Annotated in this window: 15 protein-coding genes and 1 other RNA gene; 15 read left to right on the forward strand and 1 reads right to left on the reverse strand. The window is 26.8% G+C overall.

What is annotated here, in order from left to right; all coding sequences use genetic code 4:
- Positions 1-38: 38 nt before the first annotated feature.
- The 10 genes from recA (at position 39) to MENTO_RS01145 (ending at position 10,744) form a co-directional block, all read left to right on the forward strand.
- Positions 39-1,079: a recombinase RecA gene (recA, locus tag MENTO_RS01100; RefSeq protein WP_099651049.1), complete on the forward strand. Its 1,041-nt coding sequence runs from the start codon at positions 39-41 to the stop codon at positions 1,077-1,079.
- Between the two features lie 92 nt (positions 1,080-1,171).
- Positions 1,172-2,683: a ribonuclease Y gene (rny, locus tag MENTO_RS01105; RefSeq protein ID WP_099651050.1), complete on the forward strand. Its 1,512-nt coding sequence runs from the start codon at positions 1,172-1,174 to the stop codon at positions 2,681-2,683.
- Positions 2,684-2,757: 74 nt separating this feature from the next.
- On the forward strand, positions 2,758-3,720 hold the full coding sequence (locus MENTO_RS01110) for a Gfo/Idh/MocA family protein (protein ID WP_099651051.1): 963 nt from the start codon (positions 2,758-2,760) through the stop codon (positions 3,718-3,720).
- Between the two features lie 53 nt (positions 3,721-3,773).
- A complete protein-coding gene (gene rnr, locus MENTO_RS01115; RefSeq protein WP_099651052.1) occupies positions 3,774-5,888 on the forward strand; it encodes a ribonuclease R in 2,115 nt (704 codons plus the stop codon).
- Between the two features lie 19 nt (positions 5,889-5,907).
- Entirely contained in the window at positions 5,908-6,357 is a 450-nt protein-coding gene (smpB, locus tag MENTO_RS01120) for an SsrA-binding protein SmpB (protein WP_099651053.1), read from the forward strand.
- Positions 6,358-6,366: 9 nt separating this feature from the next.
- A complete protein-coding gene (locus MENTO_RS01125) occupies positions 6,367-6,597 on the forward strand; it encodes a hypothetical protein (protein ID WP_099651054.1) in 231 nt (76 codons plus the stop codon).
- Positions 6,598-6,606: 9 nt separating this feature from the next.
- Positions 6,607-7,095, forward strand: a complete 489-nt coding sequence (locus MENTO_RS01130; RefSeq protein ID WP_099651055.1) for a hypothetical protein — start codon at positions 6,607-6,609, stop codon at positions 7,093-7,095.
- 79 nt (positions 7,096-7,174) lie between these two features.
- The gene (locus MENTO_RS01135; RefSeq protein WP_164703954.1) at positions 7,175-7,408 is read left to right on the forward strand and encodes a hypothetical protein; all 234 of its coding nucleotides are present in this window, start codon (positions 7,175-7,177) and stop codon (positions 7,406-7,408) included.
- 42 nt (positions 7,409-7,450) lie between these two features.
- Positions 7,451-9,547: a PTS transporter subunit EIIC gene (locus MENTO_RS01140; protein WP_099651056.1), complete on the forward strand. Its 2,097-nt coding sequence runs from the start codon at positions 7,451-7,453 to the stop codon at positions 9,545-9,547.
- 78 nt (positions 9,548-9,625) lie between these two features.
- On the forward strand, positions 9,626-10,744 hold the full coding sequence (locus MENTO_RS01145; RefSeq protein ID WP_099651057.1) for a serine hydrolase domain-containing protein: 1,119 nt from the start codon (positions 9,626-9,628) through the stop codon (positions 10,742-10,744).
- A 40-nt stretch (positions 10,745-10,784) separates the two neighbouring features.
- Here MENTO_RS01145 and ssrA read toward each other — a convergent pair.
- Positions 10,785-11,196, reverse strand: a transfer-messenger RNA (tmRNA) gene (gene ssrA, locus MENTO_RS01150).
- Positions 11,197-11,245: 49 nt separating this feature from the next.
- Here ssrA and mgtE point away from each other — a divergent pair.
- From mgtE to MENTO_RS01175, 5 genes are read left to right on the forward strand one after another with little or no spacing between them, the layout of a single operon-like run.
- Entirely contained in the window at positions 11,246-12,652 is a 1,407-nt protein-coding gene (mgtE, locus tag MENTO_RS01155; protein ID WP_099651058.1) for a magnesium transporter, read from the forward strand.
- A gap of 8 nt (positions 12,653-12,660) precedes the next feature.
- Positions 12,661-13,332: a tRNA (guanosine(46)-N7)-methyltransferase TrmB gene (gene trmB / locus MENTO_RS01160; RefSeq protein WP_099651059.1), complete on the forward strand. Its 672-nt coding sequence runs from the start codon at positions 12,661-12,663 to the stop codon at positions 13,330-13,332.
- A 51-nt stretch (positions 13,333-13,383) separates the two neighbouring features.
- The gene (locus MENTO_RS01165; RefSeq protein ID WP_167372669.1) at positions 13,384-14,736 is read left to right on the forward strand and encodes a hypothetical protein; all 1,353 of its coding nucleotides are present in this window, start codon (positions 13,384-13,386) and stop codon (positions 14,734-14,736) included.
- Positions 14,737-14,762: 26 nt separating this feature from the next.
- Entirely contained in the window at positions 14,763-15,527 is a 765-nt protein-coding gene (locus MENTO_RS01170; protein WP_099651060.1) for a PP2C family protein-serine/threonine phosphatase, read from the forward strand.
- A 2-nt stretch (positions 15,528-15,529) separates the two neighbouring features.
- Entirely contained in the window at positions 15,530-16,696 is a 1,167-nt protein-coding gene (locus tag MENTO_RS01175) for a serine/threonine-protein kinase (protein ID WP_099651061.1), read from the forward strand.
- The last annotated feature ends 10 nt before the right edge of the window (positions 16,697-16,706 follow it).

Below are 16,706 nucleotides of genomic sequence, written 5' to 3' on the forward strand. Positions count from 1 at the left end.
ACATAATTTACCTTAATAATTTATTGGAGGTAAATAACATGAATAATACAAGAACATTAGAAGGAGCTTCAAAAGCAATGAGTAATAAAAACGATATTTGAAAAAATGAAGCTCTAGTGTCAGCTTTAAAAACAATTGAAAAAAATTATGGTAAAGAAGCATTAGTAGTTTACAACGAAGGTGATGATATAGATCATGATGTAATTTCATCAGGTTCGTTTTTAATTGATCAAGCAATTGGGATTGGTGGATATCCTAAAGGAAGAGTAGTTGAAATATTTGGCCCTGAGTCATCTGGTAAAACTACGCTTGCTTTACATGCAATAGCAGAAGCACAAAAACAACAAGGTATTGCAGCATTTATAGACGCTGAACATTCACTTGATTTAAACTATGCTAAAAAAATAGGAGTAGATATTAATAACTTACTTGTTAGTCAACCATCATATGGTGAAGAAGCACTAGATATATTAGAGACATTGGTAAAATCAAATTCAGTAAATCTAGTAGTTGTTGATTCGGTTGCGGCTTTAGTTCCTAAAAGTGAATTAGAAGGTGAAATGTCTGATCAGTCTATAGGATTACAAGCAAGAATGATGTCAAAAGCATTAAGAAAATTAAATGGTGCTATTTCAAAGTCTAAAACAACAGTTATTTTTATTAATCAATTAAGAGAAAAAATTGGAATAATGTTTGGTAATCCAGAAACAACTACTGGTGGAAGAGCATTAAAATTCTTTTCAACTTTAAGAGTAGAAGTTAGAAAGGGCGAATCATTAATTGAAAATGGTGTAGTAGTTGCTAATAAAGTGAAAGTTAAAATTGTTAAAAATAAAGTAGCAGCACCATTCAAACAAACATTGATTACTATAGGATACGACAAAGGAATAGAACGCACTAATGAAATAATTGAATTAGCAACTCTTTATAATATTTTAGATAAATCAGGTGTTTGATATTCTTATGAAAAAGAAAAAATTGGTCAAGGTAAAAACGCTGTTAAAGAATGATTAAGTAAAAATCCAGAAAAAGCAATTAAAATTGAAACTGAATTAAAAGAGTATATTGAAAAAGCATAAATTTATCTTATTTAAGAAGTATATTTTTTTAGTCTTTATTTTAAAGTATAATATATATGTGTCTAATTAACACACTTAAATAAGGAGTAAAAATGGTAACTATTATAGGACTGATAATTGTTTCAGTAGCCTTTGTAGTAACACTATGCTCATTGCTTTATATATTGACTTCTAAATCACAAAAAGTCTTAAATGCAAAAAAGATTAAAGAAGCTAAAATTGAAAGAAAAAAAATTCTCTCAGATACATATAGAGAAATAAATGAACAAAAAAAGTTATTTGAAGATAAACTTCAATTTGAAAAAAATAAATTAGAGATAGCTAAACAAAATATTGAAAATGAAAGTAACTTATTAATTAAAGAAAGAGCCATTATTGATAAGCAACAAGAAACTCTTGATCTTAAAAGTATAGACTTAGATAAAAGAATAAATGATTATTCTGATAAAAGAGAAGAACTTATTAAAAGATTAGAAGTTATAAGTAATATGACAAGTTTTGAAGCTAAAGCAGAGTTAATGAAAAATGTTGAATCAAAAATTCAATATGAAATCGTGAGTCGAATAAAACAAGCAGAAAATTTAGCTCACTCAAGGGCTAAAGAGTTGTCAAATAGTATTATATTATCTGCAATGGAAAGATTTAAAACTGATATTGTTAATGAAAAAACAACAAATTTAGTAAAGCTTCCAAATGATGATATTAAAGGTTGAATTATTGGTAAAGACGGTAGAAACCTTAAAACCTTTGAACAATTAGCTGGAGTTGAAATAATTATTGATGATACACCTGAAGTTGTTACAATTTCTTCATTCAATCCAATTAGAAGAGAAATCGCAACTAAAACTTTAGAAAAACTGTTAATTGATAAAAGAATTCAACCAATAAAAATTGAAAAAGAATTAAAAAATCAAGAAATATTAATTGATCAAACAATTTTAGAAATAGGTTTTCAAGTAATGGACGAACTGGGTATTCATGATATGGATAAAGAGTTAGTTAAATTAGTAGGTAAACTTAAATATAGAACTAGTTATGGTCAAAATGTTTTACTGCATTCTGTTGAAGTTGCAAAAATTGCATCAAGTATTGCATCTGAACTCGGGTTAAATGCTAAACAAGCATTACGTGCGGGACTATTACATGATATTGGTAAAGCAATAGATTTTGAAAAAACAGGAAGTCATGTATTTTTAGGCGTTGAAGCAGCAAAAAAATATGGCGAAGAAGATGTAATTATTAATTCAATAGAAGCTCACCATGAAGATGTAGCTAAAGAAAGTGAAATAGCTGTTATTGTAGCTATTGCTGATGCTATTAGTGCTTCAAAACCTGGAGCTAGAAATAATTCAATTGAAGATTTCATTATAAGAATGAAGGAAATTGAAAAAATTGGTAATAAGATTCCAGGTATATCAAAAACTTATGCTTTCCAAGCAGGAAGACAAATCAGAGTTATTGTTGATCCGGTAACAACTGATGATAAAGATCTTGCACGAATATTAGAAACTCTAAAAAATGACTTAAAAAATAGTGTTATTATTCCAGGAGAAATAACAATTACTGCAATAAGAGAAAAAAGAGAAATCTTGGTATTTAACTAAAAAGGTTGTTTAACCTTTTTTTGTTTGCTTAAAAGTTTTAAAATTAAGTAAATTAGAAAAATGAAGGTAATTTTATGAAATTTGCAACAATTGGAACAGGATGAATAGTTAAAGAATTTTTAGATGCAGCAAAGGAGTTTGCTGAACTTGAATATACTATCTGCTATAGTAGAAAATATGAAACAGCAGCTAAGTTTTTAAGTGAAATAAATTATATTAATACAAAAATCATTACTGATTTAAACGAACTTGCAAAATCTGATTGTGATTTTGTTTATGTAGCTTCGCCAAATGGTTTACATTATGAACAAGCTAAACTTTTATTAAATAGTTATAAAAATGTTATTTTAGAAAAACCTGCAACTTTTAAGACTGCAGAAATTATGGAATTAAAAGATTTAGCAAATAAAAATAAAGTCATACTAATGGAGGCAACAAAGTCAGTTCACATTGATGAAATAGCAATATTAGAAGATTTTATTAAAAATAATAATGTTAATTCAGCGGTTTTTAATTTAAATCAATATTCAAGCAGAATGAGAGATGTTAAAAATGAAGTATTTAATTCGGTTTTTGATTTTAATTTAGGTAAAGGTTCTTCATTTGATCTAAATGTATATCCTGTTGAACTAGCAATAAAACTATTTGGAAAAGTCAAAGATGTTAAAGCAGCAAATCTTAGATTAAAAAATAAAGTTGGAATTTTAAATCACTCAATTTTAGTTCACAATAATGGAATAATAACTTCAATAACATGTTCAAAAAATAATTCTCAATCAATAAATTCGCAAATATTTGCTGAAGATAAAAACATTGAAATTAAAAATATTACTTCGATTGATGAATTTACAATTAATAATTCTATTTTAAGAGTTGCACCTCTCAATATTAAAATTTCTAAGAGTAATACAATGTGATATGAGATAAAAGATTTTCTTAATTTAATAATTAATAATGATTTTGAAAAAATGAATTATTGACTTGATATAACAATCGAAACAATAAGAGTTCTTGAAATTATTGAAAACATTAACTAGCTTAATTCTAAAAGAAGTAAGTAAATAATTCATAATACTTTATAATTATTAGTATGAATAAAGAAATAATATTACAAATAGTAAAAGAAAATAATGAGACCATATCAATAAACAGTTTAGCTTCAAAGCTAAACTATTTTGATTTTCCTATATTAGAAAAAGTGTTAAATGAATTAAATGAAGAAAATGCAATAGCGCTTACAACTGAAAAAAATGTTTATTTATTAGGAGGAACTTACAAAAAAGGGAATTTAAGAATGAATCCAAAGGGTTTTGGATTTGTTAATGACATATTACAGCCAGAAGAAGAAGCTTATTTTGTACCACCAGTTAGTTTAAATGGGTGCTTTGATAGTGATGAAGTTATATTTAAAGTTATTAAAGATCAAGATAAAACAAGAGCTGAAATCGTAGAATTATGCTTGAGAGTTAAAGAATTTTTAATTGGTGAAATAGTTAGAAGTTATGATGGCAAGTTTTTAGACTTTATACCTAGTGATCAATCATTTACAGGATTTAGAATTAGAATTTTAAATAAACAAGAATTTCCTATCCAAGAATATCAAATAGTTAAAGCAAAAATAATTTCAGTTAAAGAAAGATTAATGTTTGTTAGGCTAAAAAAAGTTATTGGTGATGCTAGAAAAGCTAGCGATAGAATTTTATCAATTGCAGAGGAATTTGAAATTAGAACTGAGTTTGAAAAAGCAACTTTAAAAGAAGCAGAAAGAGTTAACATTCCTGTTGAAAAAGAAGTTGATGAAATTAATAAAAGAATGAAACATTCTTTACTTGATAAAATGGTTGTTACAATTGATGGGATTGATTCAAAGGATTTGGATGATGCAATATGTGTTGAAAAATTAGATAATGGTGAGTTTAAATTATATGTAGCTATCGCTGATGTAAGCCATTATGTAAAACCAAAAACACCACTAGATAAAGAAGCATTAATAAGAGGAAATTCTACGTACTTAGCAAATAGAGTTTTACCGATGTTACCAAAAATTTTAAGTGATAATTTATGTTCATTAAATCCTAATACTAAAAAATTTGCATTAGCATGTGAAATGAAATTTGATAAAAATGGAATTATGATTAGTAAAGAGATTTATGAAACAATTATGATCTCAAAAGTAAGATTGAATTATAATGAAGTTAATGAATATATCGCAAACAAAACTTGAAACCATTGTGATGAATCAAAAACAATGATTAATCAAGCTATTGAATTATTTAAATTAATTGAACAGGTTAAAATAAAGCGTGGAACTATTACATTTGATGTACGTGAACCAAAAGTTATAATGGATGAAAATAGTAATGTTATTGAAATTAAGGCAAGACAAACAGGTGAATCTGAAAAATTAATTGAACAATTTATGGTTAGTGCAAATGAAGCAGTTGCTGAAATAGTTTATGAAATGGAATTGCCATTTATTTATAGAAATCATGATAAACCCGATGAAGAAGATTTAATTACTTGATATCAATCACTTAAATCATTCGGAATTGACCCTAAATTAACTCCAGCAGAAATGCTTGATCCTTTAAATATCAATAAGACATTAAAACGCATTAGCGAACAAACAAAAGATCCTATCGAAGAAGAGTTATTGAACTTATCACTTCTAAGATATATGGCTAAAGCTAAATATGAGTTAGAAAATATTGGTCATTTTGGATTGTCAAGTCAATGCTATACACACTTTACTTCTCCGATCAGAAGGTATAGCGACTTAATTGTCCATCGATACTTAAAACAATATGTAATTAATAAAAATTATGATAAAAAAGCATTGGAAATAAATGAAGCATTTATTAAGAAAGCATCAGTTATTATTAACGAAACTGAAACAACTAGTGTTGATTGTGAGCGCGAAGTTGTTAAAGCATGTACAGTTGAGTACATGAGTGATAAAATCGGTAATATATATGAAGGAACAATATCGGTAGCTTTAAAATTTGGTATTTTTGTACAACTAGATAATATGGTTGAAGGTTTAGTCCATATTTCAAATCTAGAACCAAACATAGTTTATGATGAAACAAATAAAATTTTAATTAAGCATGATAATACATTCTACAGAATGGGCCAAAAAGTTAAAATTAAAGTTATAAGTGCTGATATAAGAAAAAGAAAAATTGACTTTATTTTAGTTAAATAAAAGTAAGGAGGTTCTTTTTATGGGCGAGCATGTTATTGCAATAAATAAAAAAGCTAGATTTAATTATGAAATACTTGAAACTTGAGAAGCAGGAATCGAACTTTATGGTCCTGAAATCAAATCAATTAGAAACCATGAGGCAAATATTGCTGAGGCTTTTATTCTTATAAGAAAAAAGGAAGCCTTTTTAATAAATGCAAACATTAAAAAATACGATTATGCAAATTTTGTGAAGGGTATTGATCCTTTAAGAACAAGGAAATTATTATTACATAAAAGAGAAATAAATAAAATTTTAAAAAGAGTAATGTTAGAAAAATTAACTATAGTGCCTTTAAAACTTTATTTAAAAGGTAACTATGCTAAATTGGAAATTGGTCTTGGGCGTGGTAAAAAAATGCACGATAAGCGAGAAACAATTAAAAAAAGAGATAGTGAAAGAAAAGAAATGCGTAAATATAAGTATTAGGAGAAGTATATGGATAGACAACAAACTATTGGATTAATTATTTTATTAATAGGCTTAGCATTTTTTATAGGCTTTGGTTTAGTAGCACTATTTTATAAAAAAACTATTAAAAAGTCTGATGAATTTTTAACTGAAAAAAAACATGTAGGTATGTGGGAATTTACAAAAACAAATTTTACTCTTTTTCTTTCTTTATTTGGTTTAGTATTAGCAATTACGGGATTAATATTTTTAATCTAAAGGAGTAAAATGGAAAATAACACGAATATAAAACCACTTCCTTCTTGAGGAATAGCAATTTTAATAATAGTATTTGTCTTAGCGCTAATTATTGCTTGCTGGGGATTTTTCTCTGGCTTTAATTTAAAAAGAAAGCATTCTGCAACTTCTTCTTCAATAGTTTGAAATGAATTATTTTTAAATAAAAAAGCTATAAAATTTGGTCAAAGTTTTGATATTAATCATGGCATATTTGCTTTAACTTTTGCTAAAGTTGAAAAAAATGATTTTTTTCTGCCCATATACATATTTGCGGCTGATGATTTTGAGCATGAATCAAAAGAATTAGTTTTAAAAATAGTTGAAAATGAGTTTGAAACTATAAATAATTACATGAAAGAAAATAAAAAAACAGTTAAAGAAATCTTCTTTGTGCAACTTGAAGAAATGAATTCAAAAGTTAAAAAAGAAGAATGAATTAAATTGACAGGAAGTAAAAATAAAGGTTTTAACACTTAAAGTGGTTTTCTTTGGAATATTTTTCCAAATAAAACCTTTTTTTTTTTTTTTTGTGTAAAAATATATTATGAGGTACAAAATGGAAACAAACAAATTATTAGGACTAGTTATAATGATTATTGGTCTATTTATTATGGTAATTTTTGGTGTGTTAGCTTTTTGGGTTAAGAACAGATCAAAAATTCACGATGAATTTTATAGACGAAACAAAGAGAGCCAAACTATTTGAGAATTTACTAAAAAGAATTTCCCAATATTTTTAGCTCTATTTGGATTTGTTATGGCGTTTTCAGGACTAATGATGTTAGTCTAAGTTTTGTATTCTTTTAAAACTAAATTAAGAAAGGGAAAAAAGATGAAAAGTTTTTCTTCTATTGAATGAAAAGGTAGCGCTAAAAACTCTTGAGAAATGTTCAAAAAGGGTTGTGGAAACATTATGCCTACACTTTCAAAATTAAGTAAGGCTTTCCTTTTACCTATTGCATTGCTTCCTATTGCGGGAGTATTCTTAGGTGTGGGGTCAGCTATTGCTTCAAATTCAAGTGCGGATAGCTTTGGTTACTTCTTTGGTACATTACTAAATAAAATGGGTGATGTATGTTTTGGAAATTTACCAGTGCTATTCTGTATATCAGTTGCCCTTGCTTATACTAAAGACTCAGGAATTGCAGCTATCACAGCTGTTGTAGGTTTCTTGGTTATGAACGGTATGCAAGCAGCTTTATTACACACACAAACTTTATCAATTAATGAAAGTAATTTATGAGTTCAAACAGGTATTGAAAATGGAAAACCAGTTTGAGAACATTTTACAGCTATAAAAGATGGAAAAATTGATTGAAGTGCATCAAATATACACTTGGAAAATATTATGGCTTGAGGAATTGGTTCAAGTGCTGATAATTTACAAATGGTTAATTCAAAATTTGAATTAATTGATGGAGCAGGATCAGTTTACTATACTTTATTATGAATTAACAAAATTCCTAATGGATTGATTACATCAAATATAGGAATTAATTCACTAAATACAGGTGTATTCGCTGGAATTTTTGTTGGTGCTATTGCAGCTAAATGTTACAATAAATATCACCAAACTCAATTACCATCAGCAATTAGTTTCTTTAGTGGAACAAAATTAGTTCCTATTGTAACATTTGTTGCTGTTATACCTTTATCATTTATATTTATGTTTATTTGACCATACATTGGTATGGGATTAGCTGCATTTGGACAAGCATCAGGTAAATTGCCTGGTGGATTGGACTCATTTATTTATGAAGTTGCAGAACGTTCATTAGTACCATTTGGTCTACACCACGTTTTCTATGCACCATTATGATGAACAAATGCTGGTGGTTCAATTGCTGAAGCATTTAATTCAGCAACTGATGCTCAAAAAAATGCTTTTGTGGAAATTTGAAATAAAAACCATAATGCATCAGCATTAGGTTTAACAAATGCAGATTTTGAATCAATTAGAGCATTAATATCACGTGATTACACTGATTTATGACAATCAATGGGTGATCAAACTATGGCTTACAAAGTTATTGCTAATACAAAAGTATTAAACTTTACAGATTTAGAAGCTTTAGGATTAAATATTGGTAGATTCCAATCAGGTAAATTCGGATTTATGTTATTGGGATTACCAATGGCTGGATTAGCTATGTGATTAAACGTACCTAAAGAAAACAGAAAAGAAGTTATGGGAATTTACTTCTCAGCAGCCTTTACTTGTTTCTTAACAGGTATTACAGAACCAATCGAATATACATTCTTATTCTTAGCACCTTGATTATTCTATGGTGTACATATGCCTTTAGCAGCTATTTCATTCTTATTTGCTGGGTTATTCAAAACTCACGTATCAATGACTGTTTCTGGAGGATTTATTGATTACATCGTATTCGGAGTTATCCCTTACTTTGGATCAAAAGCAATGTCAGCTAAATCAGCATTTGCAATATTAGGAGTTTCAGCCGCAATGGCACCTGCTTACTTCTTCGCATTCTACTTTGCAGTAAAATACGGAAATGTTATGGTACCGGGTCGTGATGGAAGTTCAAATGTTCAATTAGCAACAAAAGCTGATTATAAAGCATCAAAAGGATTAAATGTTGATGGAAGCAAAATTGAAGACGGAAAAACTTCAAAAGCATCTGCTAAAGACGCTGTTGAAGAAGCAAGAATTCAAAAAGCTACAAAAATCATTGAATTCTTAGGTGGAGAAGCAAACATTGTTGACGTTGATGCATGTGCTAGTCGTTTACGTTTAACTGTTAAAGACGGATCTTTAGTTGATAAAGATGGAATTATTTCTTTAGGTGGAGCTACTGGAGCTCTAATTAGAGGAACAAACGTACAAGTTGTTTATGGTGGTGAACAAGAAGCTATCAAACCTCGTATGATTAAAATCTTAGATGAACAAAGAAAAGCAAAAAAATAATTTATTTTTTAAAAGAGACAATGTCTCTTTTTTTAATATTTTAAGAATATAATAATAAATATAAATATAGGTGGTTATATGAATTGAAATAATACCCAGATAAAATTAAAGGAATTTATTAATAATAATTTATTTAATGGATTAGTTATTAAGATAACAAAAGATAATGAAGACATTTATTTTGAAAACTTTGGATATTCAGATAAGGAAAATGAAATTAAAATTCAAAAAGATAATATATTTGCTTTATATTCCATGACAAAACCTATAACTGTTGTAGCTTGTTTATTATTGATTCAAAGAAATCAATTATCACTTGAAGAACCAATAAAAAAATTTTATTCTGACTTTAATGAAAAAATTAAAATTAAGCATTTATTAAATATGACGTCAGGATTAACTTATTTTTGGAATAATTCTGATAGTGGAAAAGAAATTAAAAATGCTTTTGATTTAGTTGAAAATGAAAATATAACCTTACAAAAATTTTGTGAGAAAGTTAGCAAGTCAAAAGTTATATCAGAACCAGGAACTGAATGATATTATGGAGTATCTCTTGATATTATTGGTGGTATTATCGAAAAAGTAACAAATCAACCTTTTAATGAATTCCTTGAAGAAAATATATTTTCAGTATTAGAAATGAAAGATACGACATTTTATGTTAAAGATTTAAATCGTAAAACAAAAGTATATGACTTTAAAAAAACTATTGATGGTAATAAATTGACAGCAAATGATAATTTTCATTTTTTAATGCCCTTTACAAATAACCAACCATTAGCACCATTAGGCGGAAGTGGTTTATTCTCAACAGCTAGTGATTATGCAAAATTTTTAAATTTTTTAATTGATGGAAAAATCAATGGAATTCAATTCTTAGAAAAAGAACTACTTGATTTAATGAGAAGTGATCAACTAAAAGAAATAAAAGATTCATTTAGATGAACATTCAACAAAGACTATTCATATGGATACGGTGTTAGAGTTAGACTAAAAAATGATTTGCACCCTTTAACAGAAATTGGTGAGTTTGGTTGAGATGGTGCTTTAGGCAGTGCTGGACTTGTTGATCCAAAAAATAATATAACAATGACTTTTTTAAGTTCTAGCTATCCTGGTAATAATAAAATTGTTCAAACAGAGTTATTTGATGCAGTGTATAAAGACTTGAGAGAACTTAATATAATAAAATAAAAACCTAGTTATTTCTAACTAGGCTATTTTTCTTAATAAATGGTGGAGATGGTGGGAATCGAACCCACGTCCAAAATACCAAATCATATAAATTCTACAGTTTAGATAATTTTCTAATTTGCTATATTAAATAAAACTATCAAAAGACTAATATAACATTCGTAATTCATTTTCAAAATTATTTATTACGATCATAATTTCTATTGGAATAGGTATGTACAATAATTAACAGATTCCAACACTGTTAAAAATTGCCAAACGTTATATTTATATATTGAAAGTCAAATTAAGCGAAAGCGTAATTTGCTTGTCCAGCATTTAACATAAATGTTGGAACTTCGTTTGTTTTTTCTTCGTTTTTGTTTGCATTTTATCAAACCTAGAAGTCTTATGGTCTACCACACCACTGCTATTATATGACCAGAGTATCCTGTCGAAACCAGGACATCCCCATATTTTTATTATACAATATATTAATAAGAAGTTCATGAAAGGTAAATTATGTTGAAACTAGATCATATTGAAGAAATGCTTGAAAAAGCTTTAGAAGAAAAAGATGTTAAAAAAATAAGAAGTATTTCTAAAGAATTCCAATTTGTAGACTTTGCAGAAGCAATGGAACAATTTGAAAGTAAAAAGGTATTAAAAATATTTAGATTATTGGAACTTGAAGAAGCGGCTGAAATTTTTACATACTTAGATTCAGAACATCAAGAATATATAATTGAGGCTTTTACTAATACTGAAATTCAAGAAATCATGGATGAACTTTATACTGATGACATAATTGACTTAATTGATGAAATGCCAAGTGAAGTTGTTAAAAAGATTTTAAAAGCAACAACAAAAGATGTAAGAAAAGAATTAAACAATATCCTTAAATATAAAGAACATACTGCAGGAGCCATAATGAGTATCAATTTTACTGAGTTAAAGGCAGATAACACAGTAGAAATGGCAATTAAGGCTATTAAACGTCGTCATGATGATTATGATGAGATAGATGACTTATTTATTATTGATGAACATAATAAATTATTAGGTTGAATTGAATTAAAACAATTACTAATTAATAGTCCAAAAACAAAACTTGGTACAGTAATGAATTCAAAAATTGTTAACGTTAATGTAGAGATGGACCAAGAAGAAGTTGCAAACTATTTTAAACGTTATGACATAAACACTTTACCTGTTGTTAATAAAAATCAACAATTAGTTGGTATTATAACTGTTGATGATGTTATTGATGTACTAGTCGAAGAATCAACTGAAGACATTCAGAATTTTGCAGGAATTGATGCTGATGATGTAGAATCAGATTATTTTGAAACAAGTATTTTCAAAATGTACAAGTCAAGAGTTGTTTGATTATCAATTCTATTACTAATTGGAGTAATTACTCACGTAATTATGTTATTAATGTTTAATTTAGTTGAAGGTTTAAAAGATTTACCATCGGGTAAAGAAGTAATTATGATGATTCCAATATTAATTGTTTTAGCTGGAGTATCAGGAAATATTGCTAACCAATCATCTCTAATGATGATTAGATCACTAGCCTTAAATCAAGTTCATAAAAAAGAAATTAAAACAATATTTGGAAAAGAATTATTAGTTGGATTCTTATTAGGCATTACATTAGCATTTATAAATGTTATTAGATTACTTATAATTTATGCAGTTCAAGAAGGTGGAACAATTAATCATAGTGAATGAATGGTTGTTTTATTTTCAACACTTGGAATACTTGTTGTTGTTATGTTAGCTAACTTATTAGGAATTTTACTGCCATTATTATTGAAGAAAATTAAGAAAGATCCAACAATTGCATCATCACCATTAATTACTAGTCTGGTTGATATTTTGTGTGTACTTGTATTTATAGGATTTGCATTAATTATAGTTTAGGAGAAAATATGAGATTAAGAAATAAACCTTGGGTAAAGGAATATTTAGAAAATAATAGTATATATTTAATTAAATGAGATAAAGAATCAAAAATTAATTTAGCTGATTTATTTGAAAATACAAAACAGCCTGTTCATCTAGAGATTGGCTGTGGTAAAGGTAACTTTATTACAAATCATGCGTTAAAAGAAGAAAATATTAACTTTATTGGAATGGAAAAAGAAGAGACCGTTGTTGGAGTTGCACTTAAAAAAACTTTAACAGAGTTTAAACAAAAAAACCGAGAAGTAACTAATTTAAAATATTTTAATGATTTTGCTGAGGATTTATCAGATATATTTGCGCCATCATCAATTGATAAAATTTATTTAAATTTTTCTGATCCCTGACCAAAAGCCAGACATGCTAAAAAAAGACTAACATATAGAACCTTTTTAGATATCTATGCAAATATTATTAAATCAAATGGAATTTTGGAATTTAAAACTGATAATGATGGCCTATTTGCATTTTCCTTAGAAGAAATTTCAGAAAACAAGAACTGAGAATTAATTTATCAAACAACAGATCTATATTCTGATCAAACTGCTTTAAAAAATAATATTCCAACTGAGTATGAAACTAAATTTCATAATATTGGAAAAAACATTAATAAATTAATAATTAAAAAAACCTTTTAATTAACTTGGAGAAATCCAAGTTTTTTAGTTAATAACTTATGAGGTGAAAATATGATTAATTTAATACTTATTTTTTTATCAACTATTTTTGGTTTTAATCAATTTGAGAATATGAACTATGTCTCAGAGAAAAAAGAATTAAAATCCAATGATAATCAAGATATTAAATATCCTACAAAAGAATATTCAACAAATATAAATTTTGTTCAAAATGTTGTTTACAACGGACATTTATGGAAAACAAATTATGACTACACATTTGTTGTTAATTTAAATGATTTCGATAAATATTCATTTGAGTATTTTGATTTCAAAATACAGTTTGAAATTTTAGAAAGACTTGTCGATATAAATAATCAATCTTATTCTACAAAAAATATTGTTGAGCTTATAGTGTATAAAAACATTGCTTCTAAAGTAATCATACAAAATCATTCTTATAAAGAAAAAGGAACCAATAGAATAATCAATTATCAAAGCTTAATAATTGCCGAATTAAGCAAAAAAGAAAATTATCAATTAACAGTGTTAGTTTCAAATAATTTAGCAAATGATCAATCACTTAAAAATCTAATTATATTCGAACAAAGAATATTAAATATTAATAAAATGACTATTTTGCTTATACCAAAGATTGATTATTCTATGTTTGAAAAGGCAAGAATTACTGTTTATTATGATCCTACGAAAATTGGTTTAAATGCAGCTGAAATAAACAAGCAAATAAATATAGAATTAATTAATTTGTTAGATACATTAAGTATTGATTCAAAAGTATTTTATTATTTATTTTCGGGGATTAGTTTAGTTAATAGTGACTTATCAAAACTTTCTTCAATTAGTAAAGATCTAGTCCAAATATTTAAAATTGAGTGTAGCAAAAGTTATTTAGTAGAAAAAGATTCATTTTTAAACTCCTTAACATCTCCAACTATAAAAATAGAATTTATACAAAAGTTTAATATAAATAACTTGGGATTTAAAAAAATAATTTATGTCGATGATTACTCAACAGTTACAAATAATTTAATAATTTTAAATTTTAGCTCACATAGTTTTTTATTTGAGGAAATACTCTTACTTGAAAAAATTAATGATCAAAAATGATTAGCTAAAGTTAATCCAAAATACAAAAATAATATATTTGGTGAATTTGAAATTAATTTAGTTTTAAAATCAAGCAATTGAAGTGAATCCAACAAAGAAAATATTGACAGTGAAAACCCTTCTTGAATTGAAGGTGAAAAAGCAGATGATAATCCTGAATTAAAAACAAATAAGCAAAGTAAATATTTAAAATCAATTATTCTATTTTTATTTAGTATATTCATGTTTAGTTTTATTTTGTTACCTGAATTATTGAAAAAACTAAAAAAGATATATCGAAAAAATGATAAAATATAAAAAGAAAAAGTTGAGGGATATCGCGCATGAGATACAAAATTCAATCACTAACTGACATAGGTAGAGTTAGAAAATCAAATCAAGATTTTTTAGGATACACAGAAAACAACGAAGGTTGTCTTTTTGCTATTGTTTGTGATGGTATGGGTGGTCATGCTTATGGCGAATTAGCTTCTAAAATGGCAGTTGAAACATTTATTAGATTATTTGAAAAATCTACTTTTTTAGAAAAGAGTGATAATGAAATAAATCAATGATTGAGAGAGTCTGTAAAGCAAATAATTCAAGAAATGAAAAATCATGTTGATGTTTTCTTTGAAACTAATGATATGGGAACAACATTAACTGCTGTACTTTTTGTTGAGAAAAAAGCATTTGTTATAAACATTGGTGATTCAAGAACATACAGAATTAAAGATGGTAAGTTAAGTCAAATAACAGTTGATCAAAATTTATGAAATGATAAAGAAAATCGTGAAAAAAGAAAAGAAGAAATAAAAAACCATTTAGGGCCTAGATTTAACGAAATGACATATTGAAAAGTTCTAACAAGTGCTTTAGGACCAAATAAGAATACAAAAATCGATACTTATTTGCTAACTGATAATGTGGGTACTTTTGTCTTAACAACTGATGGTGTTCATGACTACATTGATGCAGAAACTTTTACTGAAATATTAACTTCAAAAAGAAGATTAAAAGCTAAAGCAAAAGAAATCATTGAGTATGCGTTAAATAATTTTTCAACTGATAACTTATCATTGCTAATTGTAGAAATGATGGGTGAATAGATATGCAAGATAATAATCAAAAATATACGAGAATTGATCAAATCCCAGAAGACTATTTTGCTAATAAAAAAATAAATGGCAGCTACTTGTTGATAAAAGAAATAGGTAGAGGAACTTTTGGTCTAGTCTATAAAGCGAAAGATTTAAGCAATCCAACGAATTATTCAAAAGATAGTTTTTTAGCTATTAAATTAATGTTTGTTCCCAACATTAAAAATGAAAATGACAGATTGAGAGAGCAAGAAGTAAGAGATGAAATTAAGAAATATTCAACTCAAATATTTAATCCAAGAGTTGTTAAAATTCAAGATTATCTACAATGAGATAATTTTTTATTAATTGTTATGGAATATGTGGATGGTCAGTCATTGCAAGACATGTTAAAAGAAAAGGATGGTACTTTAACTTTTGAAGAAATAATTTACTACTTTAGCGAAATAGCTTTAGGGTTACAAGGTGTTCATGATATGAACATGATCCACCGTGATATTAAACCAGGTAATATTTTGTTAACAAAGGATAAAAAGATAAAGATAACAGACTTTGGAATTTCACATGTTAAAGGATTTGTTTATGAGGGAGGAAGCGCTAAAAGAACATTGAAACCTTCATCGCCAGGAACACCTAGATTTGCATCTCCAGAACAATATATTGAATCTGACGCTTCAAATGATGATAAAATATCATTCCAGTCAGATATTTATTCATTAGGGGTAATGATGTATGAAGCAGCAACTGGTGTCGAACTAATTAAAATTAATGATTCTAGATTATTTATGCCAAAAAATGATAGAGATAGAAAAGACAAAAATACTTATCTTTTAGATCAAAGTTTAGTTGCAGAGATTATTTTGCCCTCAGTGATTAATCCAACAATTGACAAAAATTTAGAAAGCATAATTATGAAGTGTCTTGAAAAAAATGTTGTTGATAGATACAAAACAGCTAATGAAGTGGCAAAAGATCTTAAAGCAATTGGTAAAGGCGAAAAAATAGCAATTAAAAAGTTCAAAAATGAACCTTATAGAAATGAAAATATTAAAAAATTTGAAAATGAAAATATGAAATTTAAGAATTTTATATCAAGTTTTATTAATACAAAAGTTGTACCAGTAATTGTATGCATTTTCGTAATATTAGTTTTATTTATGCTTGTTTTAATATGATAGGAGGTAAAAA

The sequence above is a fragment of the Mesoplasma entomophilum genome (assembly GCF_002804125.1).
Lineage (GTDB): Bacteria > Bacillota_I > Bacilli_A > Mycoplasmatales > Mycoplasmataceae > Mesoplasma > Mesoplasma entomophilum.